The organism is Prauserella cavernicola (assembly GCF_016595675.1).
Classification (GTDB): domain Bacteria; phylum Actinomycetota; class Actinomycetes; order Mycobacteriales; family Pseudonocardiaceae; genus Prauserella_A; species Prauserella_A cavernicola.
On the sequence record NZ_JAENJH010000004.1, the window covers coordinates 141,912 to 168,612 of the forward strand.

The 26,701-nt window shown below is 71.7% G+C and carries 26 protein-coding genes; 18 read left to right on the forward strand and 8 right to left on the reverse strand.

What is annotated here, in order from left to right; all coding sequences use genetic code 11:
• The first annotated feature begins 26 nt into the window (after window positions 1-26).
• From JHE00_RS18435 to JHE00_RS18480, 10 genes are all read left to right on the forward strand, one after another.
• Window positions 27-308, forward strand: coding sequence for a metal-sensitive transcriptional regulator (locus JHE00_RS18435; RefSeq protein WP_200319647.1), 282 nt, complete (start codon window positions 27-29; stop codon window positions 306-308).
• 35 nt (window positions 309-343) lie between these two features.
• Window positions 344-550 carry a heavy-metal-associated domain-containing protein gene (locus tag JHE00_RS18440; protein ID WP_200319649.1) on the forward strand — a complete coding sequence of 69 codons (207 nt, stop codon included), beginning with the start codon at window positions 344-346 and terminating at the stop codon, window positions 548-550.
• A gap of 44 nt (window positions 551-594) precedes the next feature.
• The gene (locus JHE00_RS18445) at window positions 595-1,473 is read left to right on the forward strand and encodes a DUF8832 domain-containing protein (RefSeq protein WP_200319651.1); all 879 of its coding nucleotides are present in this window, start codon (window positions 595-597) and stop codon (window positions 1,471-1,473) included.
• Window positions 1,470-3,722 (forward strand): heavy metal translocating P-type ATPase, encoded by a 2,253-nt coding sequence (locus JHE00_RS18450; RefSeq protein ID WP_200319654.1) that lies wholly within the window; start codon window positions 1,470-1,472, stop codon window positions 3,720-3,722. Before JHE00_RS18445 ends, JHE00_RS18450 begins: the two co-directional genes overlap by 4 nt.
• Before the next feature lie 121 nt (window positions 3,723-3,843).
• A complete protein-coding gene (locus tag JHE00_RS18455; RefSeq protein ID WP_307831999.1) occupies window positions 3,844-4,962 on the forward strand; it encodes a heme/hemin ABC transporter substrate-binding protein in 1,119 nt (372 codons plus the stop codon).
• Window positions 4,959-6,056, forward strand: coding sequence for a FecCD family ABC transporter permease (locus JHE00_RS18460; protein WP_307832000.1), 1,098 nt, complete (start codon window positions 4,959-4,961; stop codon window positions 6,054-6,056). Before JHE00_RS18455 ends, JHE00_RS18460 begins: the two co-directional genes overlap by 4 nt.
• A complete protein-coding gene (locus JHE00_RS18465) occupies window positions 6,053-6,895 on the forward strand; it encodes a heme ABC transporter ATP-binding protein (RefSeq protein ID WP_200319656.1) in 843 nt (280 codons plus the stop codon). The genes JHE00_RS18460 and JHE00_RS18465 overlap by 4 nt, the downstream gene beginning before the upstream one ends.
• Window positions 6,892-7,986: a hypothetical protein gene (locus JHE00_RS18470; RefSeq protein ID WP_230424536.1), complete on the forward strand. Its 1,095-nt coding sequence runs from the start codon at window positions 6,892-6,894 to the stop codon at window positions 7,984-7,986. Before JHE00_RS18465 ends, JHE00_RS18470 begins: the two co-directional genes overlap by 4 nt.
• Before the next feature lie 2 nt (window positions 7,987-7,988).
• Window positions 7,989-9,917, forward strand: coding sequence for an HtaA domain-containing protein (locus JHE00_RS18475; protein ID WP_200319658.1), 1,929 nt, complete (start codon window positions 7,989-7,991; stop codon window positions 9,915-9,917).
• Between the two features lie 330 nt (window positions 9,918-10,247).
• Entirely contained in the window at window positions 10,248-11,216 is a 969-nt protein-coding gene (locus tag JHE00_RS18480) for an aldo/keto reductase (RefSeq protein WP_307832001.1), read from the forward strand.
• A gap of 15 nt (window positions 11,217-11,231) precedes the next feature.
• Here the strand turns inward: JHE00_RS18480 and JHE00_RS18485 are convergent, their stop codons facing one another.
• Window positions 11,232-11,900 (reverse strand): TetR family transcriptional regulator, encoded by a 669-nt coding sequence (locus tag JHE00_RS18485; protein ID WP_372440473.1) that lies wholly within the window; start codon window positions 11,898-11,900, stop codon window positions 11,232-11,234.
• Between the two features lie 71 nt (window positions 11,901-11,971).
• Here JHE00_RS18485 and JHE00_RS18490 point away from each other — a divergent pair, with 71 nt between their 5' ends.
• The 6 genes from JHE00_RS18490 (at window position 11,972) to JHE00_RS18515 (ending at window position 17,368) form a co-directional block, all read left to right on the forward strand.
• On the forward strand, window positions 11,972-13,036 hold the full coding sequence (locus JHE00_RS18490) for a ferredoxin reductase (protein WP_200319662.1): 1,065 nt from the start codon (window positions 11,972-11,974) through the stop codon (window positions 13,034-13,036).
• A gap of 9 nt (window positions 13,037-13,045) precedes the next feature.
• Complete coding sequence (locus JHE00_RS18495) at window positions 13,046-14,170, forward strand: fatty acid desaturase family protein (protein WP_200319664.1); 1,125 nt, start codon at window positions 13,046-13,048, stop codon at window positions 14,168-14,170.
• A gap of 12 nt (window positions 14,171-14,182) precedes the next feature.
• Window positions 14,183-14,410: a hypothetical protein gene (locus JHE00_RS18500; RefSeq protein ID WP_200319666.1), complete on the forward strand. Its 228-nt coding sequence runs from the start codon at window positions 14,183-14,185 to the stop codon at window positions 14,408-14,410.
• Between the two features lie 57 nt (window positions 14,411-14,467).
• Window positions 14,468-15,025: an NUDIX hydrolase gene (locus JHE00_RS18505; RefSeq protein ID WP_200319669.1), complete on the forward strand. Its 558-nt coding sequence runs from the start codon at window positions 14,468-14,470 to the stop codon at window positions 15,023-15,025.
• A gap of 52 nt (window positions 15,026-15,077) precedes the next feature.
• Entirely contained in the window at window positions 15,078-16,559 is a 1,482-nt protein-coding gene (locus tag JHE00_RS18510) for an MFS transporter (RefSeq protein ID WP_200319671.1), read from the forward strand.
• 86 nt (window positions 16,560-16,645) lie between these two features.
• Entirely contained in the window at window positions 16,646-17,368 is a 723-nt protein-coding gene (locus JHE00_RS18515; RefSeq protein WP_200319673.1) for a Clp protease N-terminal domain-containing protein, read from the forward strand.
• A 4-nt stretch (window positions 17,369-17,372) separates the two neighbouring features.
• Here the strand turns inward: JHE00_RS18515 and JHE00_RS18520 are convergent, their stop codons facing one another.
• Window positions 17,373-18,275 carry a nitroreductase/quinone reductase family protein gene (locus JHE00_RS18520; protein ID WP_230424537.1) on the reverse strand — a complete coding sequence of 301 codons (903 nt, stop codon included), beginning with the start codon at window positions 18,273-18,275 and terminating at the stop codon, window positions 17,373-17,375.
• Window positions 18,276-18,692: 417 nt separating this feature from the next.
• On the opposite strand from JHE00_RS18520, the gene JHE00_RS18525 reads away from it, so the two are divergent.
• Window positions 18,693-19,046, forward strand: a complete 354-nt coding sequence (locus JHE00_RS18525) for a YciI family protein (RefSeq protein WP_200319675.1) — start codon at window positions 18,693-18,695, stop codon at window positions 19,044-19,046.
• Window positions 19,047-19,104: 58 nt separating this feature from the next.
• Window positions 19,105-19,989, forward strand: coding sequence for an SMP-30/gluconolactonase/LRE family protein (locus JHE00_RS18530; RefSeq protein WP_200319677.1), 885 nt, complete (start codon window positions 19,105-19,107; stop codon window positions 19,987-19,989).
• Between the two features lie 152 nt (window positions 19,990-20,141).
• On the opposite strand, the gene JHE00_RS18535 is transcribed toward JHE00_RS18530, so the two are convergent.
• The 6 genes from JHE00_RS18535 to JHE00_RS18560 all read right to left on the reverse strand — a co-directional run bounded on the left by JHE00_RS18535 (window position 20,142) and on the right by JHE00_RS18560 (window position 26,676).
• Window positions 20,142-21,068, reverse strand: coding sequence for a VOC family protein (locus tag JHE00_RS18535; RefSeq protein ID WP_200319680.1), 927 nt, complete (start codon window positions 21,066-21,068; stop codon window positions 20,142-20,144).
• A gap of 149 nt (window positions 21,069-21,217) precedes the next feature.
• Window positions 21,218-22,618 (reverse strand): Nramp family divalent metal transporter, encoded by a 1,401-nt coding sequence (locus JHE00_RS18540; protein WP_200319687.1) that lies wholly within the window; start codon window positions 22,616-22,618, stop codon window positions 21,218-21,220.
• Window positions 22,615-23,778 (reverse strand): enolase C-terminal domain-like protein, encoded by a 1,164-nt coding sequence (locus JHE00_RS18545; RefSeq protein WP_200319689.1) that lies wholly within the window; start codon window positions 23,776-23,778, stop codon window positions 22,615-22,617. The genes JHE00_RS18540 and JHE00_RS18545 overlap by 4 nt, the downstream gene beginning before the upstream one ends.
• A 26-nt stretch (window positions 23,779-23,804) precedes the next feature.
• A complete protein-coding gene (locus JHE00_RS18550) occupies window positions 23,805-24,746 on the reverse strand; it encodes a phosphoglycerate dehydrogenase (protein ID WP_200319691.1) in 942 nt (313 codons plus the stop codon).
• On the reverse strand, window positions 24,743-25,912 hold the full coding sequence (locus JHE00_RS18555) for a sialidase family protein (protein WP_200319693.1): 1,170 nt from the start codon (window positions 25,910-25,912) through the stop codon (window positions 24,743-24,745). The genes JHE00_RS18550 and JHE00_RS18555 overlap by 4 nt, the downstream gene beginning before the upstream one ends.
• Entirely contained in the window at window positions 25,909-26,676 is a 768-nt protein-coding gene (locus tag JHE00_RS18560) for an HpcH/HpaI aldolase family protein (protein ID WP_200319695.1), read from the reverse strand. Before JHE00_RS18560 ends, JHE00_RS18555 begins: the two co-directional genes overlap by 4 nt.
• Window positions 26,677-26,701 lie beyond the last annotated feature (25 nt).

Sequence of the window (26,701 nt, forward strand, 5' to 3'; positions counted from 1 at the left end):
ATCCGGCGCGAGTGAGGAGTACAGCCATGCGGGGTTACACCGGCGACAAGGACGCCTATCTGAAGCGGCTTCGCCGCGTGGAGGGGCAGATCCGCGGACTGCAGCGGATGGTCGAGAACGACGAGTACTGCATCGACGTGCTCACCCAGATCGCCGCGGCCACGAAGGCCCTGCAGGCGGTGTCCCTCGGACTCATGGACGAACACCTCAAGCACTGTGTGGCACAGGCGATCGCCGAGGGCGGCGAGACGGCCGAGGAGAAGGTCCGCGAAGCCAGCGAGGCCATCGCCAGGCTCGTCCGTTCCTGACACGACCGCGTACGACCGAGAGAAGGAGAACCGCGATGACCGAGACGACCTACACCGTCACCGGGATGACCTGTCAGCACTGCGCCAGCTCGGTGACCGAGGAGGTCGAGGCCATCGACGGCGTGACCGGCGTCGCCGTGGACGTTCCCACGGGCGCGGTCACCGTCACCAGCGAGGGGGAGCTCGGCGTCGCCGACGTCCGGGCCGCGGTCGAGGAGGCCGGATACCAGCTCACCGCGTAGCCGGGTGACCGGCGGCGGGCAACGACAGCACCGACAGGACTGACATGAACACAGCAGCGAAGCTCTCCGCCTACGGTGCGGCGCTCGTTCTGGTCGCCTCGGGCGCCTGGACGATCGGCACCGCTGTCGGTCCCTTCACCAGCGAGGCTGGTGCCCCCGGTCAGGAGCATGCCGGGGGCGGGGACGACCACAGCGGCACCGTCGCGGGGAGCGCGCACGTCGACCAGCCCGAGGGGCTGGCGTCGGCCAGGGGCGGTTACACACTCACGCCCACCCGCACGACGCTGACCCCGGGGACCACCGAGACGTTCTCCTTCCACATCACCGGCCCCGGCGGCCGGGCCCTCACCCGCTTCGACGTCGAGCACGAGAAGCGCATGCACCTCATCGTGGTGCGCAGGGACACCGCGGACTTCCAGCACGTCCACCCCGAGATGGCGGCCGACGGCACGTGGAGCGTGCCGCTGAACCTCGCCGGTCCTGGCGCCTACCGCGCGTTCGCCGACTTCGCCCCGTCCGGCGGCGAGGCCATGACGCTGGGCACGGACCTGTTCGCACCCGGAGACTTCCGGCCGCTGGAGCCGCAACCGTCGCGGGTCGACGAGGTCGACGGCTACGAGGTCCGCCTCGACGGCCACCTCGACGCGGGCGAGGCCTCGGAGGTCACGCTCACCATCAGCAAGGACGGCAGGCCCGTCACCGACCTGGAGCCCTATCTCGGCGCGGACGGTCACCTCGTGGCACTGCGTGGTGGCGACCTCGCCTACCTGCACGTCCACCCCGGCGGGGAGAACACCGGTGGTCCGGAGATCTCGTTCCTCGCCGAGGTGCCCTCGGCGGGTACCTACCGGCTGTTCCTCGACTTCCAGCACGAGGGCGTGGTGCGGACGGCCGAGTTCACCGTGGAAGGGGAGCGGGCATGACGTCGGGAGTGACCGACACCGCCGCGGGCAAGCAGGGTACGGAGATCGAGCTCGCCATTGGTGGGATGACGTGCGCCTCGTGCGCCATGCGCGTGGAGCGCAAACTCAACAAGCTCGACGGCGTCACGGCCACGGTCAACTACGCCACCGAGAAGGCCAGGGTCACCTACGCCGACGGAGTGTCGCCGGAGCGGCTCGTCGAGCAGGTGGAGGCCGCGGGCTACTCGGCGACGCTGCCGCCGGAGCCGGACACCGAGCCCGAGCAGCCGGAACCCGGCGACGATCCGCTGCGCGCGGCGAGGCAGCGCCTGTTCGGCTCGCTCGTGCTGTCGGTGCCGGTCATCGTCCTCGCGATGGTCCCGGCGTGGCAGTTCGACTACTGGCAGTGGATCTCACTGACGCTCGCCGCACCCGTCGTGGTGTGGGGCGCGTATCCCTTCCACCGCGCGGCATGGACGAACCTGCGCCACGGCGCCGCGACCATGGACACGCTCATCTCGATGGGCACACTGGCCGCGCTCGGCTGGTCGTTGTACGCGTTGCTGTTCGGCGAGGCCGGGATGCCCGGCATGACGCACGGCTTCGAGTTCACGCTCCAGCGCGGTGGCGGTGAGGCCAACGTCTACCTGGAGGTGGCCGCGGGGGTCACCACGTTCATCCTCGCGGGCCGCTACTTCGAGGCGCGGTCCAAGCGGCGCGCCGGTGCGGCCCTGCGGGCGCTGCTCGAGCTGGGCGCCAAGGACGTCGGGGTGCTGCGCGACGGCCGCGAGGTGCGTGTGCCGGTGGGCGAGCTCGCCGTCGGAGAGTTGTTCGTGGTGCGGCCCGGCGAGAAGATCGCCACCGACGGCGTGATCGAGGAGGGCGGCTCGGCGATCGACGCGAGCATGCTCACCGGTGAGTCGGTTCCGGTCGAGGTCGGAGTCGGCGACACGGTCGCGGGCGCCACGGTGAACGCGGGCGGCAGGCTCGTCGTGCGGGCCACCCGCGTCGGCGGCGACACCCAGCTCGCACAGATGGCGAAGCTGGTGGAGGACGCGCAGACGGGCAAGGCGGCGGTGCAGGGGCTCGCCGACCGGATCTCGGCGGTGTTCGTGCCGATCGTCATCGCGCTGGCGCTGGGCACGCTGATGTTCTGGCTCGGGGCGGACGCCTCGGCGTCGGAGGCGTTCACGGCCGCGGTCGCGGTGCTGATCATCGCCTGCCCGTGCGCGCTCGGCCTCGCCACGCCCACGGCTCTGCTCGTCGGCACCGGAAGGGGAGCGCAGCTGGGCATCCTCATCAAGGGCCCCGAGGTGCTGGAGTCGACGCGGCGGGTGGACACGGTCGTGCTCGACAAGACCGGCACGGTCACCACGGGCACGATGTCGCTCGCCGGTGTGCACGTGGCCGACGGGGATGACAAGCACGAGGTGCTGCGGCTCGCCGGTGCGCTGGAGAACGCCTCCGAGCACCCGATCGCTCGCGCCATCGCCCTCGGTGCGCGAGAGCGGGTCGGCGAGCTGCCGCCGGTGGTTGAGTTCGCCGCCGTCGAGGGCCTCGGCGTGCAGGGTGTGGTCGACGGCCACGCCGTGCTCGCCGGACGTTCCGCGCTGCTGGAGGAGTGGGGCCTGCACCTGCCCGCGTCGCTGGCCGAGGCCAAGGCCGCGGCCGAGACCGAGGGCCGCACCGCGATCGGTGTCGGCTGGGACGGCAGGGCCCGCGCGGTGCTGGTGGTGGCCGACACCGTGAAGCCGACCTCGGCCGAGGCGGTGCGCCGCCTGCGCGAGCTCGGCCTCACGCCGGTACTGCTCACCGGTGACAACCAGGCCGTGGCCGAGACCGTCGCCGCCGAGGTGGGCATCGACGAGGTGATCGCCGAGGTTCTGCCCAAGGACAAGGTGGACGTGGTGCGGCGCCTGCAGTCCGAGGGCAGGGTCGTCGCGATGGTCGGCGACGGCGTCAACGACGCGGCGGCGCTCGCGCAGGCCGACCTCGGCCTGGCAATGGGCACCGGCACCGACGTGGCGATCGAGGCGGGTGACCTGACGTTGGTCCGGGGCGACCTGCGGGCAGCGCCGGACGCGATCCGGCTCTCGCGCAGGACTCTCGGCACCATCAAGGGCAACCTGTTCTGGGCCTTCGCCTACAACGTCGCGGCCCTGCCGCTGGCGGCGGCCGGGTTGCTCAACCCGATGCTCGCCGGGGCGGCGATGGCGCTCAGTTCGGTGTTCGTGGTGAGCAACAGCCTGCGGCTGCGCCGGTTCCGCTAGTCCGTACGGCCCTGGGACGAGCTGCTCGCGTCAGTGGCGCGAGCAGCTCGCCCCGTAACGACTCGGTAAAAAAGGTTAGGCTAACTTACTCGAACGGGTGAAGTTGGTTAGCCTCACCTAAGTGTTCATACGGGCAAGATCACGGCGCACGGCCGTTGCGCTGGCCAGCGCGGTGCTGGTGCTGGCGGGGTGCGGCAGCGCACCCGATCCCGGTCCGGCCTCGCCGGTCCCTGCCGGAATCGCCGACCAGACGCCGCTGTCCGAGCTGACCCCCGTCGCCGACCCGCGCGCCCACGAGGGGCCCTCCACGGCGGTCGTCGCGCAACCCGACATCGAGCCCGTCGAGCCCGCGCCGACCCCGCGGCTGCCCGCGACCGTGACCGATCACCAGGGCACGAGCGTCACCGTCGAGGACACCAGCCGCATCCTCGCGCTCGACCGCTCCGGCACGCTGGCCGCGACCGTGTTCGGCCTCGGGCTCGGCGACAGTGTCGTCGGCAGGGACTCCTCGACGGGCTTTCCCGCCGCGCGCGACCTCACGCTGGTGACGAGCAACGGCCACCAGCTCAACTCCGAGGCGATCCTCCAGCTGCGGCCCACGGTGGTGCTCACCGACACCACGCTCGGGCCCTGGGACGTCGTCCTGCAGCTGCGCGACGCCGGAGTGCCCGTGGTGGTGGTGACGCCGCAGCGCACCCTCGACAACAACGGCGACATCGTGCGGGCCGTCGCCGGGGCGCTCGGCGTCGACGACGCGGGCGAGCAGCTCGCCGACCGCCTCGACCGCGAGGTCGAGGCCAAGCGCGCCGAGATCGCCGCGCTCGCACCGGACGACGAATCCCGCAGGCCCCGCGTCGTGTTCCTCTACCTGCGCGGCACCGCGGGCGTCTATCACATGTTCGGCAAGGGTTCCGGCGCCGACGCGTTGATCTCCGCGCTGGGCGCGGTCGACGTGGCGAGCGAGGCGGGCATCAACGGCACGCGGCCCATCAACCCGGAGGCGCTCGCCAAGGCCAAACCCGACGTCGTGCTGCTCATGACCAAGGGTCTGGAGTCCGTCGGCGGCGTCGCGGGCGCCGCGGAGATCCCCGGCGTGGCACAGACCCCGGCCGGGCAGCACCGCCGGTTCGTCGACATGAACGACTACCAGATCCTCAGCTTCGGCCCGCTCACCGCGTCCGTGCTCGACGCGCTCGCCAGGGCCCTCTACGCGCCCGACTCCCTCGAGGCTTCGGGGTGACCGCCACGACGAGCCCGCCGGTGACCTCCGGCGGGGATCCGGTCCTGCGCCGACGACGCGGCTCCGCGCGGGTCGCGGTGCTGTTCACCGTCCTCGTGGCCGGACTCGTGGTGGCCAGCGTCGCGTCGGCGGCCGTGGGGCAGTTCGACATCCCGGTGTCCCAGGTGGTGGGTTCGGTGCTGAGCCGCGCCGGACTCGACGTGCTCGCCGCGCCGGGCGATCCCTTCGCCGAGGCCGCGCTGTGGGACGTCCGCTTCCCCCGCGTGGTGCTGGCCCTGCTCGTCGGCGGGGTGCTCGGCATCTGCGGCGCGCTCATGCAGGGCTGCTTCGGCAACCCGCTCGCCGAACCCGGCGTGGTGGGCGTGTCCTCGGGTGCGGCCGTCGGTGCCTGTCTGTCCATTGTGTTCGGCTGGACGTTCCTCGGCTCGTTCACCACTCCGGCACTGGCGTTCTGCACCGGCCTGCTCACCACGCTCGCGGTGTACGTGCTGGCGCGCTCGAAGGGCAGGGCCGGGGTGGTGACGATGATCCTCACCGGCGTCGCCGTGAACGCCGTGGCCGGTGCTGCGATCTCGTTCCTCGTGTTCGCCGGGGACCAGGCCGCGCGCGAGCAGATCGTGTTCTGGCAGCTCGGTTCGCTCGCGGCCAGCCGCTGGGTCCACGTTGCGACGATCGCGCCGCTGGTGGCGGTGTGCGTTGTGGTGGCACTGCTGCTCGCCAGGCGGCTCGACCTGCTCGCGCTCGGCGACCGGCAGGCCCGCCACCTTGGGGTGGACGTCGAAGTGCTGCGGCTCGTGACGATCGTGGTGGTGGCCATCGCCGTGTCGGCCGCGGTGTCCTACTCCGGCATCATCGGCTTCGTCGGGCTCGTCGTGCCGCACCTGATCCGGATGATCACGGGGCCGGGGCACCGCGTGCTGATCCCGGCGAGCCTGCTCGGCGGCGCGTTGCTGCTCGTGTCGGCGGATCTGCTGGCGCGCAACGCCTTCGACTACGCGGACCTGCCCATCGGCATGCTCACCGCACTGGTCGGCGGGCCGTTCTTCTTCTGGCTGCTGCTGCGCACGCGGCGCAGGGAAGGAGGCTGGGCATGAGGCTGCTCGCGCGTCCCGGCCCGCGGCTGCCCGACCCCGTTCGCGCTGGCGACGTGCTGGCCGAGGCGGAGTCCGTCGTGGTCACCGCGGGAGGCAGGCGACTGCTCGACGGCGTGTCCCTCGGAGTCCTCGCGGGGGAGGTGCTCGCGCTCGTCGGCCCGAACGGTGCCGGTAAGTCGACATTGCTCGGGGTGCTCGCGGGGGACGCCGTGCCGGAGCGAGGTTCGGTGTCGATCGGTGGCAGGCCCGCGACGGCGTGGTCCACAGTGGAGCTCGCGCGGCGCAGAGCCGTGCTGCCGCAGCACAATCCCGTGTCGTTCCCGTTCGACGTGCGCGCCGTGGTCGAGATGGGCCGTGCGCCGTGGGAAGGCACCGCGGCCGAGGACGACGACGAGCGAGCCGTCGCGGCCGCGCTCGCCGACACCGAGCTCACCGCGTTCACCCACCGGAGCTACCCGACGCTGTCCGGCGGCGAGCAGGCCCGCACGGCGCTGGCGCGCGTGCTCGCGCAGTCGACCGGGCTGCTGCTGCTCGACGAGCCGACGGCGGCGATGGATCTGCGACACCAGGAACAGGTGCTCACGCTCGCCCGTGCCCGCGCGGAGGCAGGTGCCGGAGTTCTCGTGGTGCTGCACGACCTCGGCCTCGCCGCGGCGCACGCCGACCGGATCGCCGTGCTCTCCGACGGCGGGCTCGCCGCGCTGGGCCCGCCCGGCGAGGTCTGCGAGGCCGGGTTGCTCTCGCGGGTCTATCAGCACCCGGTCGAGGTGATCAGCCATCCCCGCACCGGAAAACCCCTCGTCCTGCCGTACCGGGAAGGAACAGGAAACCGCCCATGATCGAGTCCTCTTCGCGGTGGCGCGGACGTGCCGCCGCGCTCGCGCTGCTGCTGGGCGCGGCGTGCGCGCCGCTCACCGGAACCGCGAGCGCGCAGGCCGCCACGGTGACCGTCTCGCCGGGCACCGCCGACCCCGACTATGCCACGGTGGTGGAGCTGCGCGGCAGCGGCTTCCAGTCCGTCCAGGGTGGACACGGCGGCGTGTACGTGCTGTTCGGCTGGGTGTCGGACGCGGGCGGGGGCTGGCGGCCGAGCCAGGGCGGCTCAGCGGGAAGCACCTACAAGTACGTGCAGGACAGCGAGGCCAGGGACAACAACGGCTTCCAGCGCTACCTCGCGTTCCCGGGCAGTGACACGGGCGGCAGCGCCAACGGCGTGGTGGCCGCCGACGGCACGTGGCAGGCGCGGCTCGTGATCCCCGGCGCGCGGTTCCCCGCCGTCGACCGATCCGGCAACACGACGCAGGTGGACTGCACCCAGGTGCGGTGCGGCGTCATCACCATCGGCGCGCACGGCGTGGTCAACCCCGCCAACGAGACGTTCACCCCCGTCGACTTCGCCGTGCCGGGCCAAGATGCGGCGCCGCCACCCGCCTCACCGCAACCGCCGCCCGCCACCACGACGACGGCGCCCAAGCCGGAGCCCGCGGTGACGACCGAGGCCACCGACGCCCGCGCCGGCGACGACGTGGAGGTGACCGGCACCGGGTTCGCTCCCGGCGAGAACGTGGCCGTGACGCTGCACTCCGACCCGGCGGAACTGCCGCCGGTGCGAGCGGGCGAGAACGGCGGCTTCACCTACACGGCGACGATCCCCGACGACGTCGCCGAAGGGACTCACCGGCTCGTGTTCACCGGTGAACAGTCCACTGTGGAAACCTCCGTCGAGCTCACCGTGCTCGCCGCCGCCACGTCCTCGGCGGCGCCGCCCACCTCGCGGGCCGAACCGGCCGTGCGGGCACAGGGCGACGGGGAGAAGGGCGACGCGCTGTTCGTGGCCCTGCTCGTCGGGGGAGCGGTCCTACTGGTGGTCGCGGCGGTGGCGGTCGTGGTGCGACTGCGCCGCCGGACCGGGGAAATCGAAGGGAACTGACAGTGTCGACTAGAGCCACCTGGCGAAGACTGGGTGCCGCGGCCGCCGCGCTGAGCCTGCTGACGGGCACCGCGCTGGCTGCGGGCCCCGCAGCCGCACAGGAGACCCCTGAGCAGACAGAGACCTCAGCGGCCTCGGGGCTGCACTGGGGCGTCAAGCAGTCGTGGCGCAGCTACATCAACGCCTTCGGCGGCACGATCACGCCGTCCGGCGGCGCCACGCTGGATCCCGACCCGGGGCTGCCCACGCCCAAGCCCTACGTGTGGCCGCAGCAGGAGTCCACGTTCGACCCGCAGACGGGGACGGGCACCGTCTCCTTCGACGGTTCGGTGAGCTTCGCGTCGCCGTCGCACTTCATCTGGGATCTCACCTTCGCCGAACCGGCCGTCACCTTCGACGGCGACGGCACCGGCTCGCTCACGGGCACGGTCAGCTACGCCTTCTACGGCACCGCCGACAAGCCGGAGCAGGTCCAGGACCCCACCGAGGTGGTGTTCGCGGACCTGACCTTCGACGGCGCGCCCGTGGCCGACGGTGACACCCTCGTCGCCGCGATCACGTCCTCGACACTGACCGAGGCCGGGGCCGAGGCGTTCGCGGGCTTCTACAACGCGGGTGACGAACTCGACGCGGGCAGGCTCGCGTTCGCCGCGCCCGGCACCGATCCGCAGCCCGAACCACAGGACCCCGCGGTGACGGTCACGCCCTCGAGCGGCCTCGACCCGGACGGCGCCGAGGTGACGATCGCGGGCACCGGCTTCGACCCGGATGCCCACGACGGCAACGGCTACCGGCTGCGCATCGGGCCCGGCCTCGACGAGCTCAAGGACGCCGACGCGGGCGGTGCCTTCCAGCTCGACCGCGAGATCCCGGTGACCGAGGACGGCTCGTGGGAGGTGCGGACCACGGTCACGGGTGCCTACACCGGAGCCGACGGAGTGGCCAGGGCCGCCGCGGACACGCCGTTCGCCGTGCACACCTTCGCCTGGGAGTCGGCCGACACGACCTGGGACACCACGACTCCGCTGACGTTCGCCGACCAGCCGACCGACCCCGGACCCGGCGACGGCGACGGCGACGGTGACGGCACTGGCGACGGCGACGGCACCGGCCCGGCGCCGACGTGCGTGCTCACGCCGGACGACGTCGCCAAGGGCGAGTTGCTGTGGGGCCTGAAGAAGAGCTTCCGCACCTACGTCGGCGTGGGCATCGGTGGCGCGGAGGGCAACAGCATCACCGCCACCGACGGCGCCGTCGTCACCGCCGTCGACGAGGTCGTGCGCGACGGCGTCGCCAACCCGGCCGGCGTGCCGACCGGCGCGTACCGGTTCGCGTTCGGCTCCGCCGAGTACCGCTCCGCGGAGGACTTCACCGTGAGCTACCGCGGCACGGTGACCTTCGCCTACCCGTCGCACTTCTTCACATTCGTGCTCGGCGACCCGAAGGTCGTGGTGGAGGGCGGCACCGGCACGCTCTTCGCCGACGTCGAGCTGCGGACCGAGGAGGGTGCGCCGAGCGAACCGGTGAACCTGCCCGGCGTCGCGCTGGCCGACCTCGACCTCTCCGGCGCGCAGAGCAGTGACGAGGACGGTGCGCTGGCGATCGAGAACATCGCGGCGACGCTGACGAGCTCCGACGCGTTCGGCGGTTTCTACCAGGACGGCACCGAGCTCGACCCGGTGTCGCTGTCGCTGGGCGCCGAGTGTGCGCAGCTGCCCGGCGCGGGCGGCGGTGACCAGGGCGGCAACCGCTCCGGCGGCGGCTCCGGCAACGACAACCTGGTGCCCGCCGTGCAGTTCCGGCCGCAGGCGGGTGCGAGCGACCTGGCCTACACGGGCATGGGCGCCTGGCCGATCTACACCGGCCTGTCGCTGCTGGCCGCGGGCGTCGCGCTGACGGTGCTGGCGCATCGCCGCCGCGCTCAGGTCTGACCGGGATCCCGGCGGTGGAGGCCACCTTTTCCGGTCGGGGGAGGTGGCCTTCGCCGTGTCCGCGACGCGCGGAGCAGGCGCGCCGTCGTGACCGCCCAGGCCACCGGGGTCACCACGCTCGCGACGCCGAGAAGCGTGCAGATCAGCCAGTCCGCCGAGCCGTCGGCGGGGATGACGTCGCCGTAGGGGACCGGGCGTCCGCGCGAGTCCCCGGCGCACCCACCCGCCACAGCCACCTCCGCTGCGGCGCGGCGACTTCGATCTCACGTGCGCAGCCTGCATGCTCGACACCGTCGTGAAGGTCCAGCTCGACTGAGGGGAGTCCCGGCCGTGCGACTTCGCCGGCTCGGCCCGACGGGGCTGCGGGTGTCCGAACTGTTCCTCGGCGCGATGGCCTTCGGCGGGCACGGCGGCTCGCCGGTGCCGGTGGCCGACTGCCGGTCCATGCTCGACGCCTTCGCCGCCGCGGGCGGCAACGCCATCGACACGGCGGTGGTCTACCGGGCCGGCGAGAGCGAGACGATCCTCGGCGAGCTGCTCAAAGGCCGTCGCGACCGGTTCATCCTGGGCAGCAAGTACACGCTCAGCCGCGACGCCTCCGACCCCAACGCCTCGGGCAACCACCGCAAGAACCTGCGCCTCTCGCTGGAGACGAGCCTGCGACGGCTGCGCACCGACTACGTGGACCTGTACTGGGTGCACGTGTGGGACCAGCGCACCCCGGCGGAGGAGACGATGCGGGCGCTCGACGACGCGGTGCGCGCGGGCAAGATCCTCCACGTCGGGATCTCCGACGCGCCCGCGTGGTGGATCAGCCGCGCCAACACCCTCGCGCAGTGGCGCGACTGGACTCCGTTCTCGGCCGTGCAGGTGCCGTACAACCTGCTGTGGCGCGACATCGAGCGCGAGCTGTTGCCGATGGCGGAGGAGCTGGGCCTCAGCGTCACCACCTGGAACCCGCTCGCGGGCGGGGTGCTGTCGGGGCGCTACCTCGACGGCGGCACCGGCAGCAGGGTCGACCCGGCCGCGATCACCGAGCGCGAGCACGCGGCGGCCCGGGTGGTGCGCGACGTCGCCCACGAGCTGGGCGCCACGCCCTCGCAGGTCGCGGTCGCGTGGCTGCTGGCGAGCTCACCCGCGGTGCACCCGATCCTCGGCCCGCGCACGCCCGCGCAGCTGCACGATCTCCTGGGTGCGGTGGACGTCGAGCTGCCCGCCGACGCCGTGGCCCGGCTGCGCGCGGCGGCGCCGTTCGAACGCGGGTTTCCCGCCGACTTCCTCGATGGCCTCGACGTCTGAGCCGGCAGAGCGGCCTCAGCCGTCGCTGCGCCAGCCCGGAACCCCGACGGTGACGAGCCGGAGTCGTTTCTCGGCCGTGCGCTGGATGTGCGCGACGGCGTCGGTGTCGCCGGGGCGGGCCTCCAGCAGGTCCAGCACCGTGCCCAGCATGGCCGTGACGATCAGGTCGGCCATCATGTTCAGGTCCTCGGTGCTCCACTCGCGCAGTCCCTCGAAGCGGGCGAGGTCGACGGCGAGCTCGCGGGAGAACAGCCGTAACTCGACCGCGACCGCGCGTTGCACCGTGCCCGTGCCGCCGTAGCGTTCCCTGGTGAGGAACCGGTAGTGGTCCTCGTGCGCGCGCACGTGCTCGACGAGGGTGCGCACGGACGCGCGGATGATGCCCGCGGACGACGCGGGCGCGCTGCGGGCGGCGCGGATCATGCCGCGCAGAGTCCGCATCGACTCCTCGACGAGGGCGACCCCGAGGTCCTCCATCGACGCGAAGTGCCGGTAGAACGCCGTCGGCACGATCCCGGCCTGCTTGGTCACCTCGCGCAGGCTCAGGCTCGCGAAGCCGCGGTCGGCGAGCAGGCGCAGCGCCGCGTCCAGCAGTGCGCGCCGGGTGCGCTCCTTGCGCTCGTGCCGAGTCACCTGTTCCGCCGTCACGGCGTTCAGCGTACAAACGTCCAACTTGTCGTCCACCTCACATTGCGGGGTCCTGCCGCTCGCCTCACTATTGAGTGTACGCGTGTGCACTGAATGGGAGGTGTGCGATGGGCAGACTCGCGGCGATCGCCGACTCGCTGCTCACCCCGCACGGCATCGACCGCTATCTCGAACTGATCGATCCGATGCTCGTGCGCAGGGAGATCAGGGCCGAGGTCACCGACGTGCGCAGGCAGACCCCTGGCACGGTGACGCTCACGCTGCGCCCGAGCAGGGCCTGGCCGGGGTTCACGGCAGGCCAGTACGTCCGCGTCGCCGTCGACATCGACGGCGTGCGGCGGATCCGCTGCTACTCGCCCGCGAGCTCGGCCTACCGGCGCGACGAGCTGGAGCTGACGATCAGGGCCCACGAGCACGGCCTGGTCTCGCGGCACCTGTACGGCACCGCCGCGCCCGGTCTGGTGCTCGGGCTGTCCCGGCCGGAGGGTGAGTTCACCCTGCCGCCGGCGCGGCCGGACAAGCTCCTGCTCGTCAGCGGTGGCAGCGGCATCACGCCCGTGCTCTCGATGCTGCGCACCCTCGCCGACGAGGGACATCGCGGCGAGGTCGTGCTGCTGCACTACGCGGCGACGGCAGCCGACGTGCCCCACCGCGCCGAGCTGGCCAGGCTCGGCGAACGCCCCGGCGTGCGCGTGGTGCTCGCGTGCACCCGCTCCGCCGACGGTGAGCTGCACGGCCGGTTCGGCGAGCGGCACCTGGACGAGGTCGCGCCGTGGTTCCGGGATGCGCCTGCCTACCTGTGCGGGCCGGAACCGCTCAGGGACGCGGCCGCCGAGCTGTACGCGGCGAACGGCTTGAGTGAACGCCTGCACACCGAGGAGTTCACGCCGCCCGCGCTGCGGCTCGACACGGAGGGCGCGAGCGGGCGCGTGCGCTTCGCGCGCAGCGGCACGGAGGTCGACAACTCGGGCAGGCCGCTGCTGGAACAGGCGGAGGACGCAGGCCTCGCGCCCGAACACGGCTGCCGCATGGGCATCTGCTTCTCCTGCACGCAGGTGAAGTCGCGGGGCGCGGTGCGAGACGCGCGCTCCGGCGCGGTGTCCGACGGCGAGAACGAAGAGATCCAGCTCTGCATCTCCGTCCCCGTGGGGGACGTCGAGATCGACTGTTAGGAGACGACGATGACCGGACTGCAGGATCGCCTCACCCGCGAGCAGGTCGAGGAGTTCGGCCGCGAGATGGACGAACTGCGCCAGCGGCTCGTGGCCGACCTCGGCGAAGAGGATGTGGCCTACATCCACAACGTCATCAAGACCCAGCGCGGGCTGGAGGTCGCGGGCCGCGCGCTGTTGTTCGCCGGGTTCTTCCCGCCCGCCTGGCTCGCTGGCGTCGGCGCGCTGTCGCTGTCGAAGATCCTCGACAACATGGAGATCGGCCACAACGTCATGCACGGCCAGTACGACTGGACGCGCGACCCGGCACTGAGCTCACAGCGCTTCGAGTGGGACACCGTGGCCCCGGCGGAGAACTGGCGGCACTCGCACAACTACATCCACCACACCTACACCAACATCGTCGACAAGGACCGCGATGTCGGCTACGGCATCCTGCGCATCGACCCCGCGCAGAAGTGGCATCCCTACTACCTGGGCAACCCGGTGTACGCGGTGATGCTGGCCTTCATATTCCAGTGGGGTGTGATGCTGCACGACCTCGAGTTCGACCGCATCGTCAAGGGTGAGCGGAAGTGGTCGGAGTTCGCGGACGTGCGCAAGCGCATGCTGCGCAAGGCATCCCGCCAGGTCGGCAAGGACTACGTGCTGTTCCCGCTGCTGACCGGCCCGCTCGCGCCGCTGACGCTGCTCGGCAACGCCTCGGCGAACGTGGTGCGCAACCTGTGGGCGTTCTCGATCATCTTCTGCGGGCACTTCCCCGCCGACGTGGAGAGCTTCAGCGAACAGGAGACCGAGCAGGAGAGCAGGGGCCAGTGGTACCTGCGCCAGATCCTCGGCTCGGCCAACATCACCGGCGGCCCGCTGTTCCACATTCTGTCCGGCAACCTGTCGCACCAGATCGAGCATCACCTCTTCCCGGACATCCCGGCGCGCCGCTACCCGCAGATCGCGCCGGAGGTGCGGGCGATCTGCGAGAAGTACGGTCTGCCCTACAACACCGGGCCGCTGCACAAGCAGCTCTTCTCGGTGGCGAAGAAACTCGTCAAGTACGCATTGCCCGACCGAGGCGGGGATGCGAACCGGCCCGAGCCCAGTACGCTGAACCGCGACCGGAACCTCAGCGCGGCGTAGGGACGAGACGACATGGTGGGTCGGTTCGAGAGCGGCAAGGACACCGTGCAGGTGCTCACCGAGTCCGCGGCCACGCACATCGGCAACATCGCGGGCATCGTCACCGGGGCCGTGCGCGACATCGCGCGCGAGACCGGTGACTGGGTCACCGAGGTGATCGAGATGCGTGAGGCGTCGCAGCGGGCGCAGGCCGACGACGAGCGCGCAGGGGGCCGGCCCGACGGCCAGGCCGAGGTGTAGCCGTCGCTCGCCCTGATCGTCCACAACGGACATGCGGGGCGCGCTAAGGTGACCGGCATGGTTGACCCACAGTCGCCGCTCGGCTCGCTGTTGTCCCGGCACCGCCCGCACGGCGCCCGGGAGGAGGCCGACCTCGCCCGCGTGCGCGAGCTGGTGGAGACCTCCGCCGAGCCGTGGGACCGCTCGACGCCGCTGCACGTCACGGGATCGGCCTTCGTGGTGCATCCCGACTCGGGCCGGGTGCTCCTGCGCTGGCACGAGCGGCAGCAGGCCTGGCTGCACGTCGGCGGGCACTTCGACCCCGGCGAGACCGACCCTCTCGAGGTCGCCCTGCGCGAGGGCCGCGAGGAGACCGGACTGACCGACCTCGGTCCGTGGCCCTCGGCCGACCTGGTGCACGTCGCGGTGGTGCCGGTGCCCGCGAAGGGTGACGAACCCGCGCACGAGCACGCCGACCTGCGCTTCGTGCTGGCCACCGGCGCGCCCACGGCGGTCCGCGCCGAGCGCCCCAGCGCCCCGCTGCGCTGGCTCGACGTGAGCGAGGCGCGGCAGGCGAACGGCCTGCCGAACGTCCTGGAGACGCTCACCCGCGTCGAACGCCTGGTCACCGGCTAGCTCGTCCGTTGCGGGTGAGGTGCCGCGCGCTTGTGCGGGGCACGGTGACGGCATGACCACCGCAACGCCCAAGATCTCCTCCGGCGTGCTGGGCACGGCCTGCGTCTCGACGTTCGTCGTCAACGCCAACACCTCCGCGGTGAGCATCCTGCTGCCCTCGATCGGGTCCGACCTGGGTGTCTCGCTGGACCTGCTGCAGTGGGCGGTGACGGGATACATGCTGGTCGGAGCGGCCACGATCGTCACATCGGGTGCGCTCGGCGACGTCTTCGGGCGCCGCAAGATGTTCGTCTACGGGCTGGCGCTGTTCGTGGTCTCGTGCGTGCTGATCGCACTGGCCCCCGGTGGCTGGATGATCATCGTGGGCAGGGTCATCCAGGGTGCGGCGGGCGCGGCGATCCTGGCCTCCGGGCTCAGTCTGCTTTCGGTGGCGGCCTCGGGGCCCGCGCAGATGCGTGCGGTGGCGCTGTGGGGCGGCGCCGCCGCGGGTGGCGCGGCTGCCGGACCGCTGCTCGGCGGCGTGCTCAACGAGGCAACGGGCTGGCAGGGGTTGTTCTGGATCGACGCCGTCATCGCCGCACTGTGCGTGCCGTGGGTACTGCGCACCGTGCCGGAGTCGCGGGACACGGCGCGGCCGCGCACGATCGACCTCTGGGGAACCCTGCTGGTGGCCGCCGTGCTCGCACCGTTCGTCTTCGCGATGACCGAGGGGTCGAGCTGGGGCTGGGCGTCGGCGCCGACGCTGGTGTGCCTGGTGATCTCGGTGGCCGCGGCCGTGGGATTCGTCGCCGTCGAGCGCCGGGTCACCGCGCCGCTGGTGGACCTGCGGCTGCTGCGCAACGCGTTGCTGGTGGGCTCCACCATCGCGATCCTCATCGGCGCGGGTGCGATCGCGGGGCTGTCGTTGCTGATCAGCCTGTACTTCCAGAACCCGGCGGCGTTCGGCATGAGCAGCCTCGAGGCCGGGCTCGCCACGTTGCCGCTGGCCGCGCTGGTGATCCTGGCCGCGCCCACGGTGACACCGTTGGCGCACAAGTTCGGGGCCAGGATGGTGATCGTCAGCGGGTTCGTGCTCATGACCGCGGGCTTCGCCGTGCTGGGCGCGGTGGGTCCGTCCTGGACGTACTGGGCGATGCTGCCCGCGCTGGTCGGCATCGCCGTGGGGCTCGCGCTGTCGAACGGGCCCTCGTCGTCCATCTCGACGTCCTCGGTGCCGCGCGACCAGGTGGGTTCGGCGTCGGGAATCTCCAACATGGCCCGCTATGTCGGCGGTGCGGTGCTCACCGCGGTGGCGGCCGGGATCTACGGGTCGGTGAGCAACGACCACATCGCCGCGGGCGAGAGCAAGGCCGAGTCGCTGGCTGACGGGCTCGCGACGGCCTCGATCGCGCTGGCGATCTTCTCGGCCGCGGGCATCCTGCTGGGTCTGCTGGCCGCCCGGCGAACACACCGTCCGCAGGCGGTGGACTACGCCGCCGCCGCGGCGGCGACCTCCCACACGGTCCCCGTGCATCCCGCGCAAGCCGGGCGGTGAGGCGCCGGTCGGCGTCGCGGATGAGGGTGCGAATCATCGTCAACTACGGGTTGACGATCCCGGCGTCGTCAACTTATGGTTGACGAATGGCAGACTCAGCCCGGTCACCCCGGATCCGCCTCGACGACCTCATCGAGGCCATCAAGAAGGCCCACCCCGACGCGCTCGACCAGCTCTCCGACGCCGTGCTCGCCGCCGAGCACCTCGGCGAAGTGGCCGACCACCTGATCGGCCACTTCGTCGACCAGGCCCGGCGCTCCGGCGCCTCGTGGACCGACATCGGCACGAGCATGGGTGTCAGCAAGCAGGCCGCCCAGAAGCGGTTCGTGGTCAAGCCCGACGTGTCGCGACTCGATCCCGACGAGCTCGACCGGTTCACCCCGCGTGCGAAGAACATCGTGCGCGCCGCGCGCACCGAGGCGCGAGCGGCGGGCAACGCCGAGATCCGCGCCGAACACCTCGTGCTCGCACTGCTGTCCGAACCGGAAGCGCTGGCCGCCAAGGCGATCGCCGCCCGGGGTGTGCCGGCCGACGCCGTGCGCCGCGCCGCCACCGCGTCGCTGCCGCCGCGGGCGGAGTCCGTTCCCGATGACCCGCCCGTGGCCGCCTCGGCGAGCAAGGCGCTGGAACTGACGTTCCGGGAAGCCCTGCGGCTGGGCCACAACTACATCGGCACCGAGCACATCCTGCTGGGACTGCTGGAGTTCGAGGGCGGCGCGGGGGTGCTCACCGACCTCGGGGTCACCAAGGCGGAGGTGGAGGACGACGTCCGCGCCGCCCTCGCCGCCATCACCGGGAATCCACAGTAGACGCTCACCTCGGCGGGAACGGCACCTCCGCCAGCGCCGGGATCAGGCTTTCCTCCTCGTAGTCGAGGTGGTTCGTCAGCTCGGCCGACATGCGGTCGAGCTCGGCGCGAAACTGATCGGGATCGGCGGTGGCGACGTTCGCGACCAGCTTTTCCAGCTCTTCCCGCAACCGCGAGACCGTCACGTGCTCCGCCCGCAGCCGGGCGATCGGCTCCCGCAGGTGCGGGTGCGAGCGCTCCAGGCTGGGGAACGCGGCGGCCTCCTCGCCGTCGTGGTGGAACTGCAGGCCCTCGCAGAACGCCAGGCAGTGCTGGCGGATCTGCAGGCTCAGGGGAGTGGGTTCGCCCTCGCGCCCGGCGAAGTAGGCGTCGGTCTCCTCGCGGATGTACCGCAGGTGTGCGCGCAGCCACGAGTGAATCTCCACGAGCTTGTCCGCGAGCGTGTTCACCTCGGCCGGAGCCGCGTACTCGGCGCGCTCCAACGTCACGACGGGCAGGATCCGTTCGGTCGAGGCCTGGTAGTCGCCGAAACCCGGTTCCCGCTCCACGATCCGCGCGAACAGCCGGTCGCGTTCGGCGCCCTCGGCCGGCACGGCGACCGCCGCGAACGTCTCGGTGCCGAGCTCGACGCGCACCGCGGGGTGGGCGAGCAGGTTGTGGTACCACGCCGGGTGGCGGGGCGCGCCCGCCGCGGACGCGACCACCAGCAGGGCGCCGTCGATGCGCAGGAACGCCAGCGGCGAGGTGGTCTCCCGCCCCGAGCGGGCGCCGACTGTGGTGAGCAGCAGCAGGTCGCCGCCCTCGAACATGCCGCCGACGAGGCCACCGCGGGCGCGGAACTCCTCGACGATGGGCTGGTTGAACGGCGCGATCGTGGGCGCGCTGGTGGAATGCGGGTTGGCGGACAAGCGGATATCTCCTTGGTAAGACTGAGAAAATGGGCAGGCTGGCGCGCGGGGGCGCGGCCTGGAGGTCAACGCGGGCGCGAGAGAACGCGCGCACGGCAGGGCTCTGCCGTGCGGAAAAGTGTGGGAAAGACGCGGCGAAGCGTGTGGCCCGGCGCGAAGCCGGGGCCACGACGGCTATGTCAGCCGGCGTGCGTGATGTGTGAACTCACGATGGACCCCCCAAGGATGACGGTGCCTCCATGCCCAGGACCGTCAACCCGGCCTCGACACGCGACACGCGCGCTATTACAGCCCAACGGCCGCCGCGCTGTCAACCCGCTCGTCCCTCCACAAGGGATGGACCGCGCTCCCTGGCCGGTGCGCGACGCGGCGAACGTCGGTGAGAATGGTGGGAGCAACTCATCGAGGAGGACCACCGTGGCGCACTACCTGCTCAGCATCTACCAGCCCGACGGCGATCCGCCGCCGCCCGAGGTGCTCGACCCGATCATGCGGGACCTGGACGCCGTCAACACCGAGCTGCGCGAGGCCGGAGCGTGGGTGTTCTCCGCCGGGCTGCGTCCGCCGGATGGCGCGAAGGTGGTCCGTGCGCGCGGTGACGAGGTGCTCACCACCGACGGGCCCTACGTCGAGGGCAAGGAGCACATCGGCGGGTTCACCGTCATTGCGGCCCCCGACCTCGACACCGCGCTCGGCTGGGGCCGCAAGCTCGCCGCCGCGCTCACGTTGCCGATCGAGGTCCGGCCGATGGAGGACGGCGAGCACTGTTGATGTCGATCCGGGGCGAGGCCGTTCGTGTGGGGGGTGAGACCGAATCGAGGAGGTTCCCATGTCCGACCCGCGAGTGCTGATGGACGACCTGGTGATCGGAGAGTCACCACGCTGGCACGACGGCAGGCTCTGGTTCTGCCACTGGGGCCCCGACCGGATCGTCGCCGTGACCGAGGAAGGGGCGAGTGAGCACCCCTACCCGGACGACGAGGTCAGGGCCCATTCGATCGACTGGCTGCCCGACGGCAGACAGCTGATCGTGCCGAAGGACCAGGCCCGCCTCCTGCGCAGGGAACCCGACGGGTCGCTGGTCGACCACGCCGACCTGAGCGCGCTGCCGGGCGGGCTCAACGAACTGGTGGCCGACGGCCGCGGCAACGTCTACGTCAACGGGCTCGCGTTCGACTTCCTCGCCTTCCTGGAGGAGCGCAAGCACGACGAGGACCCGACGGTGCCGTGGCGCGAGCGGCCGGGCTTCGAGCCGGGCTTCCTCGCGCTGGTCACCCCGGACGGAGCGGTGCGCCGGGTGGCGGAGGGCATCGAGTTCCCCAACGGCATGGTGGTGACGCCGGACGGCCGGACGCTCGTGGTCTCGGAGTCGTTCGCGGGCAGGCTCACGGCGTTCGACATCGCCGAGGACGGGAGCCTCACGAACCGCCGCGGGTGGGCGGACGGGCTGGCCCCCGACGGCATCTGCCTCGACGCCGAGGGGGCGATCTGGACCTCCACCGGCGGTGACGTGTGCGTGCGGGTGAGCGAGGGTGGCCGGATCCTCGACCGTGTCGAGGTGGCGGGCAGCCCCTTCGCGTGCATGCTGGGCGGCCGGGACGGCCGGACGCTGTTCGCGCTCACGGCGAGCTGGAACCCGGACGACCCCTTCGGCGCCAGAACGGGCCGGGTCCTGGCGCTGAACGCCCCGGCCCCCCACACAGGCCACCCCTGACCCACCACCCTGGCCCCCGCCGCAGCCCGCCGACCCCGCCGACCCCGCCGACCCCGCCGACGACCGTGGTGAAGGGCACCTTTACTGCGTTCAATGCAGTAAAGGTGCCCTTCACCGCAGTCAGGTAAGCCCGGTCCGGTGCGGTTGGGCTGTCAGAGCGGGGGGTGTTCGGCCAGTTCCACGTAGACGCCGTCCGGGTCCGTGAGGAACAGCGACCAGCCCGTCTCGCCCTTGCCCGCGGGCATCGGGTGCCACCGCGGCGGCCCGCCGTTGGCGATACCCGCCTCGGCGAGGTAGCGGTGGGCCATCCGGGTGTCCTCCACGGCGAAGGCGACGTGCCGCAGGCCCGGGGTGTTGCCGTGGACGCGGACCGTCGCCTCGCCGGGCGGGTCCACCCACTGCAGCAGTTCGAGCCGGAAGGGATCGTCCTCGCCGAGTTGCAGCGACGCGCTCGCCAGCTCGACGTGGCCCGGCAGGCCGAACGACAGGCCGGGCAGCAGCACCGAGGTCTCCTTGGCGACCACCTCGAAGCCGAGGTGCTGGTACCACTCGATGCTGCGTTCGAGGTTCGCGCAGTTGAGCCGCAGGTGCGAGAGCACGGGACCGTCGGTGTCGGCGAGGCGTGACTGCACGAGCTCCACCGTGACGCCGTCGGGGTCGGTGGTCCAGGCCGTCGGCCCGGCTCCGGCAGGCCAGCCCGGGGGCAGCAGCCGCGCGTCGCGGGCGGCCCTGGCCACGGCCGAGCGCACCGTCGCCACCGAGTCGACGCGGAAACCCAGCGCGCGCAGCCCGATGGTCGTGGGCGAGTCGGGAACGACGCCGTAGCCACGGGGCTCGTGCCACTGCACGAGCTCCAGCGCGGGAGTCCTGCGCGACCAGCGGCGATCCCGCAGTCGCACCCTGCTCCGGTGCGCGGGTTCGGACACGCCCAGCGCGGTGACGTCCGCCTCGGTGTCGGTGAACTCGCCGCGCTGCCGCAGGTCGAGCACGTCGGCGTAGAAACGCGCGGATTTCGCCCGGTCGGCGGTGTTGAGGGTGCAGCGGAGGAAGGCATGCGTCGCCGCGTCGGCACGGGGCATCCGGCATCCTCCTTCGGGCGGGCTCCGGCGAGAGTAGTGCCGATTTCATTTTCCGCACAGCACGCCCCTGGTGCGGGTGCGACCCAGGTCACGGACACACCAGGGGGGTCGTCCGAAGTGGACGACCCCCCCGTGGTTCGGGTCACCCGCTAGCCGATCTCGATGCCGAAGACCTCCAGCGCCGAGTAGACGCCCAGTGCCCCGATCGCGAGACTGCTCAGCACCAGCGCCGTGGTGATGAACGGGTTGGGGCGGAACCGCTTGTCCGGCTCCTGGGACCGCAGGTACCACACGCCGATGACCACGGCGACGAGGAACACCCCGGAGCCGATGCCACCGATCTGCACCATCAGCACCGGCGACTGCACGAACAGGAACAGCGACGCCCACAGCGGCGGGAAGCAGAACGTCAGCACCCGGATGGTCCGCTTGCGCACCGCCGGGTCCTTCCAGTCCAGCACGCCGAGGATGCCGAGCGTGTTGGTCCAGAGCCTCGGCACGCTCGCCGTCGAGCCGACGTTGGTGGAGAACAGCACCGCGATCGCGCCGAGGAGGAACACGACCTCGGCCCACGGGCCCAGGGTGTCGGTGTACATCCTGGACAGCGTGGTGATCATGTCGTTGCCCTCGGGCACGAGGCCCTGCGGGTTGAGCACCGACGCGCCGATCACGTAGAACGCCAGCGTGCAGAGCGTGCACACCAGCCACGACACGGCGACGTCGAGCCGCATCACCTTGAGCCAGCCCTCGGCCCTGCGGTCGCGCTCGGGGGAGCCGTCCGCGGGGCCGGTCCAGCGCGCGTAACCCTTCTCCATGCACCAGTAGGTGTAGGTGGTCATCTCGTCGGCGCCCACGCCCGTGGAGCCGAACATCGCGATCGCGAGCCCGAGCGCACCCGCGGGCACCGCGAGTTCCAGCCCGCCCGCGATGTCGGCGGGGCTCCAGCCGAACTCGGTGAACGGCAGCGCCAGCGCGAGTCCGACGGTGATCATCGTGAACAAGGCCACGGCCACCACCGATGCGGTCTCGACGATCGAGTACCGGCTGCTCTGCAGCAGCGCGACCGTTATCGCCACGACCACCAGCGACCACACCGCGGTGGAAGTCCAGCTCAACGGCTCGCCGGCGATCGGCCACAGGATCGAGCACGCCGATGCCACGCCGCCGATGATCCCGCCGCGCTGGAACATCTTGGCGAAGTCCATACCGACCCACAGGAAGTTGATCCAGCTGCCCCGCCGCGTGCGCGGCTTGACGTCGCTGAACGCCTCCAGCGCCGGACGTCCATAGAGGACAGTCAGTCGGCCGAGCTCCATCTGCACCCAGACCTTCACCGTGGTGGCCACGATGATCAGCCACATCAGGGCGAAGCCCGCGCGGGCGCCGAGCGAGGTGGTGAGGATCAGTTCGCCCGAGCCCACCACCGCGGCGGAGAGGATCATGCCCGGCCCGAGGTAGCGCAACCTGCCCCTGAACGTCGTGGGCGGTTCCTTGACGTCGTCCTCGTGCAGCGCGTACAGGTCGGCCTTGGACGAGGCCGTAGCCGTCATTTCGTGAACTCCACGGTGTCGACCGTGTGGGCCTCGATGGCGTCCCAGTCGTACTCCACGCCCAGCCCGACGCCCTCGGGCACCGGCACGTAGCCCTCCGAGTCGATCGCGGTGAGCCCGTCGCGGTAGTCGTCGGCGTAGATCAGCTGGCTGCGCCCGATCTCCGAGGACTTCGGGTGCACGAAGGACATCTCGTAGTAGTTGGTGTTGCGCAGCGAGGCCATGAGCTGACGCTGGGCGGGGCCGGGGGTGTGCAGCTCGACGTCGAGTCCGAGCGCCTCGGTGGCGTGCGCGATCTTGACCGCACCGGTGATGCCGCCGTCGTACTCGGCGTCGGCCCGCAGGAAGTCGGTGCCCCCGCCGATGGCGAAGTCCATGTGCTGCTCCAGCCCGCGCACGTGCTCGGTCTGCAGCAATGGCGTGCGGATGAGCTCCCGCAGGCGCTTGTGGCCGAAGATCGAGATGCCCGTGTCCTTGTACGGGTCCTCCAGCCACAGGAAGTTGGCCTCGTCGCAGGCACGGCCGACCTGCACGGCGTGGGCGAAGGTCTCCAGCTTGCAGCCGGGGTCGAGCATCAGGTCCATGTCGGGGCCGACGGCCTCGCGCACCTTGGCGATGGTGCGCACGACCTCGGAGACCTCGTAGACGTCCCACACGTGCAGCTTGTAGGCGCGGTAGCCGAGTTCCTTGCAGGCCACGGCGAAGTCGGCGTAGGCCTCGGGGCTGTCGAGCCCGCCGTTGCGGTCACCGGCGGCGGTGGAGGCGTAGGCGGGCACCCTGGTCTTCCAGCCGCCCAGCAGCGTCCGGATCGAGGCGTTGTGCGCGCGGCCCGCGAGGTCCCACAGCGCGATGTCGACGAAGCCCATGCCCATCTTGTCGAACTTGCGCAGCTGGCGTTTGACGTCGTTGTAGATCAGCTCGCGCTGCAGCGGGTCCTTGCCGATGAGGTAGTCACCGAACATGTTCACCTGCGCCGCGGCCACCGAGTTTCCGCCGACGTAGGAGCCCACCACGCCCTCGTCGGTGTAGATCCGGATCGCGTAGGCGCTGGTCGGCTTGCGGCTGCCCGGTGTGTACACCAGCGAGAAACCGGTGGGGTGCTTGGAGAAGTCGACCATGTCGAACTTCGCCTTGTCGATGCGGATGCGCTCGATCTTCATCGTTGTCCTTCGGTTCGGTGGAGTTCTCAGACGGCGGCGTGGCGGGGTTCGGAGCCGTCGAGCACGGCGAGCACGCCTTCGACCACGGCGATGCCCATCGCCCGGTTGGCCTCGCGGCTGCACGCGCCGATGTGGGCTGTCAGCACGACGTTCGGCGCGCTCAGCAGGCGACTGTCGCCGGGCGGCTCGACCGCGAAGGCGTCGAAGCCCGCTCCGCCGAGGTGCCCGCTGTGCAGCAGCTCGGCGGCCGCCTCTTCGTCGACGAGCCCGCCGCGCGCGGCGTTGAGCAGGATCGCGCCCTTCCGCATGGCGGTGAGCCGCTGGCGGTCCAGCAGCGGGGTCGCGCCGGGAACGGCGGGCAGGTGCAGGCTCACGACGTCGCTGTCGAGCGTGGTGTCGAGGTCGGCCGAGGCCACGTCGCCGAACGCGTCGGCGGGCAGGTACGGGTCGTGCGCCGTCACGTGCATGCCGAACGCGGCGGCGTAGCCCGCCAGCATCCGCCCGATCCGGCCGAAGCCGACGATGCCGAGGCCGCGGCCCGCGAGCTCCACGCCGAACGTCTTGGGCCAGCCGCCGTCGCGCACCGCGCGGTCGTTGGCGGAGATGCCCCTGGCGACGTCGAGCAGCAGCCCGAACGTCAGCTCGGCGACAGCGCGGGAGTTGCTGCCCGGCGCGTAGACCACGCGCACGCCGTGCTCGCGGGCGGCGTCGAGGTCGATGTTGTCGTAGCCGACACCGTGCTTGGCGACGACCTTGAGCCGCGGCGCCGCCGCGAACACCTCGGCGTCGATCGGGTCGAGCCCGACGATCAGCGCCTCGGCCTCGCCCGCGCGGGCGAGCAGGTCGGCGCGGGGCAGCGGACCGTCCTCGCGGGGCCGCTCGGCGCGCACGCCCGCGTCGCGCAGGAGGTCCCACGGCTCGGTGGCGAACCGGCCGAACGTGGGAGTGGTGATCAGGGTCAGGCTCATGCTCTCTCCTGCCAGCCCGGCCAGTCCGCGTCGAGCCGGACGTACGAGATGGACGAACGATGGTGGGTGAACGCCACGTGCACGCGGCCCCGCGCGTCCTCGACGATCGACGGGTACGACAGCTCCTTGTTGACGCCGTCGCGGGAGTTGTTGCTCAGGCACGTGCCCTCGCCCTGCGCCAGGTCGGGGTGCCGCTGCCAGCTCGTGCCGTCGTCGGCGGACGTCGCGAGTGCCAGCGGCGCCCTCGGCGCGCCCCAGAATGCCTCGGCGGTGCCCACCGGGCCGGTGTGGGCCAGCGCGGGCCGGTCCTGCCCGCCCAGCGCGCCGTCGTCGCCGACCTCGTCGTAGAGGCCCAGCCTGCGGTGCGTGGCGTCGGCGGCGCTGCTCGCGTTGTAGACCAGCGCGAGCCTGCCGTCGGCGAGCCTGGTGGCCTGCACCGAGGAGTTGTTGTTGGGCAGTTCCGTCGGCGTTGGCTCCGTCCACACCAGACCGTCGGCGGACGAGCTGGAGCGGATCACGTCGGCGAAGCGGCTGCGGTAGAACGCGACGTAGCCCGTCTCCGAGGGCAGCACGTTCATGTGCACCGAGCCCCTGCTGGCGGGCACGTCGTACCGGGTCCACGTGACGCCGGAGTCGTCGCTGGCGTACACCGCGCTGGTGTCGTCGCCGCCCGACCACGCACCTTCGGCCGGGGTGACGCAGCGGAACGCGGGCAGCAGCCACGTGCCGTCCTCGGTGACCTGGACCGGCTGCCGGACGAACACCCCGCCGGTCTCGTCGGCGGGCAGCAGCACCCTCGGCTCGCCCCACGTGTGGCCGCCGTCGGTCGAGCGGCGAGCCCTGACCTCGGAGGTGTCCTGCCTGCCCGCGTGCTGCGCGGTCCACAACAGCCACAGCGTGCCGCCGGGATCGGTGAACAGCACGGGGTTCTGCTCGGAGCGCTCGGGGTCGGCGGTGAGCGCGACGGGCTCCGACCACTGCTCGCCGTCGGGCGCCAGTCGCGAGAACCAGACGCGGATGTCGTGCACACCCTCCTGGGTGCCGCCGAACCAGACGCACCCCAGGTCACCGCCAGGCAGCACGGCGAGGTTCGCCGCGTGGCACTGGGCCACGGGCGCGACGAGGGAGGCCTCGACGCGCCCTGGCCCGGTTTCGTGCAGTCTCACTGGTCGCCCTTGGCTGCCGACAGGTGCGCCCTGGCCGCCTGCTCCAGGTGCACGAGGTCGCAGGCCACCGACGCGAACGTGTAGCCCTGGTCCAACCTGCGCCTGGCGACCTCGCCGTTCGGCGTGTGGATGCCCGCGGCGATGCCCGCGGACTCCGCGGCCTTGGCGATCTTCTCCACGGCGGCCTCGAAGACGTCGTCGACGGCCGGGTCGGTGGAGGTCGCGCCGCCGACCGCGAGCCGCAGGTCTGACGGGCCCACGTACACGCCGTCGATGCCCGGCGTCGAGCAGATCTCGGCGACGTTCTCGAGGCCCTCCGGCGTCTCGATCATCGCGAGCAGCAGCACCGACTCGTCGGACTCCGAGGGTGTGGGGCCCACACGCAGCTGCGCGCGCATCGGACCGTACGAGCGGCGGCCCACCGGCGGGTAGCGCGTGGCGCGCACCGCGGCGGCGGCGTCCTCGGCGTTGTCGACCAGCGGCACGATCACGCCGGTGGCGCCCGCGTCGAGCACGCGGCCGATGGCGAACGGGTCGTTCTGCTCCACGCGCACCATCGCCGCGGACGTGGCGCCCGCGTCGATGGCGAGCATCGCGTTGCGGATGCCCTCGTAGCCGAGCAGACCGTGCTGGGCGTCCACCGCGACGTAGTCGTAGCCGAGGCGGGCGAGCCGCTCGGTGGCGATGGGGTCGTCGAGCACCACCCAGTAGCCGATGGCTTGCTGGCGGCTCCGGACTCGACGGGCGAACTCGAGTGCGCTCACGGGAATGTGCTCCTGTTCTTCGTTC

What these genes read in the sequence shown, in the direction of transcription:
- JHE00_RS18435 (WP_200319647.1), top strand. Translation starts at nt 27, where the DNA reads ATGCGGGGTTACACCGGCGACAAGGACGCCTATCTGAAGCGGCTTCGC.
- JHE00_RS18440 (WP_200319649.1), top strand. Translation starts at nt 344, where the DNA reads ATGACCGAGACGACCTACACCGTCACCGGGATGACCTGTCAGCACTGC.
- JHE00_RS18445 (WP_200319651.1), top strand. Translation starts at nt 595, where the DNA reads ATGAACACAGCAGCGAAGCTCTCCGCCTACGGTGCGGCGCTCGTTCTG.
- JHE00_RS18450 (WP_200319654.1), top strand. Translation starts at nt 1,470, where the DNA reads ATGACGTCGGGAGTGACCGACACCGCCGCGGGCAAGCAGGGTACGGAG.
- JHE00_RS18465 (WP_200319656.1), top strand. Translation starts at nt 6,053, where the DNA reads ATGAGGCTGCTCGCGCGTCCCGGCCCGCGGCTGCCCGACCCCGTTCGC.
- JHE00_RS18470 (WP_230424536.1), top strand. Translation starts at nt 6,892, where the DNA reads ATGATCGAGTCCTCTTCGCGGTGGCGCGGACGTGCCGCCGCGCTCGCG.
- JHE00_RS18490 (WP_200319662.1), top strand. Translation starts at nt 11,972, where the DNA reads ATGGGCAGACTCGCGGCGATCGCCGACTCGCTGCTCACCCCGCACGGC.
- JHE00_RS18495 (WP_200319664.1), top strand. Translation starts at nt 13,046, where the DNA reads ATGACCGGACTGCAGGATCGCCTCACCCGCGAGCAGGTCGAGGAGTTC.
- JHE00_RS18500 (WP_200319666.1), top strand. Translation starts at nt 14,183, where the DNA reads ATGGTGGGTCGGTTCGAGAGCGGCAAGGACACCGTGCAGGTGCTCACC.
- JHE00_RS18505 (WP_200319669.1), top strand. Translation starts at nt 14,468, where the DNA reads ATGGTTGACCCACAGTCGCCGCTCGGCTCGCTGTTGTCCCGGCACCGC.
- JHE00_RS18510 (WP_200319671.1), top strand. Translation starts at nt 15,078, where the DNA reads ATGACCACCGCAACGCCCAAGATCTCCTCCGGCGTGCTGGGCACGGCC.
- JHE00_RS18515 (WP_200319673.1), top strand. Translation starts at nt 16,646, where the DNA reads ATGGCAGACTCAGCCCGGTCACCCCGGATCCGCCTCGACGACCTCATC.
- JHE00_RS18530 (WP_200319677.1), top strand. Translation starts at nt 19,105, where the DNA reads ATGTCCGACCCGCGAGTGCTGATGGACGACCTGGTGATCGGAGAGTCA.
- JHE00_RS18535 (WP_200319680.1), bottom strand. Translation starts at nt 21,068, where the DNA reads ATGCCCCGTGCCGACGCGGCGACGCATGCCTTCCTCCGCTGCACCCTC.
- JHE00_RS18540 (WP_200319687.1), bottom strand. Translation starts at nt 22,618, where the DNA reads ATGACGGCTACGGCCTCGTCCAAGGCCGACCTGTACGCGCTGCACGAG.
- JHE00_RS18545 (WP_200319689.1), bottom strand. Translation starts at nt 23,778, where the DNA reads ATGAAGATCGAGCGCATCCGCATCGACAAGGCGAAGTTCGACATGGTC.
- JHE00_RS18550 (WP_200319691.1), bottom strand. Translation starts at nt 24,746, where the DNA reads ATGAGCCTGACCCTGATCACCACTCCCACGTTCGGCCGGTTCGCCACC.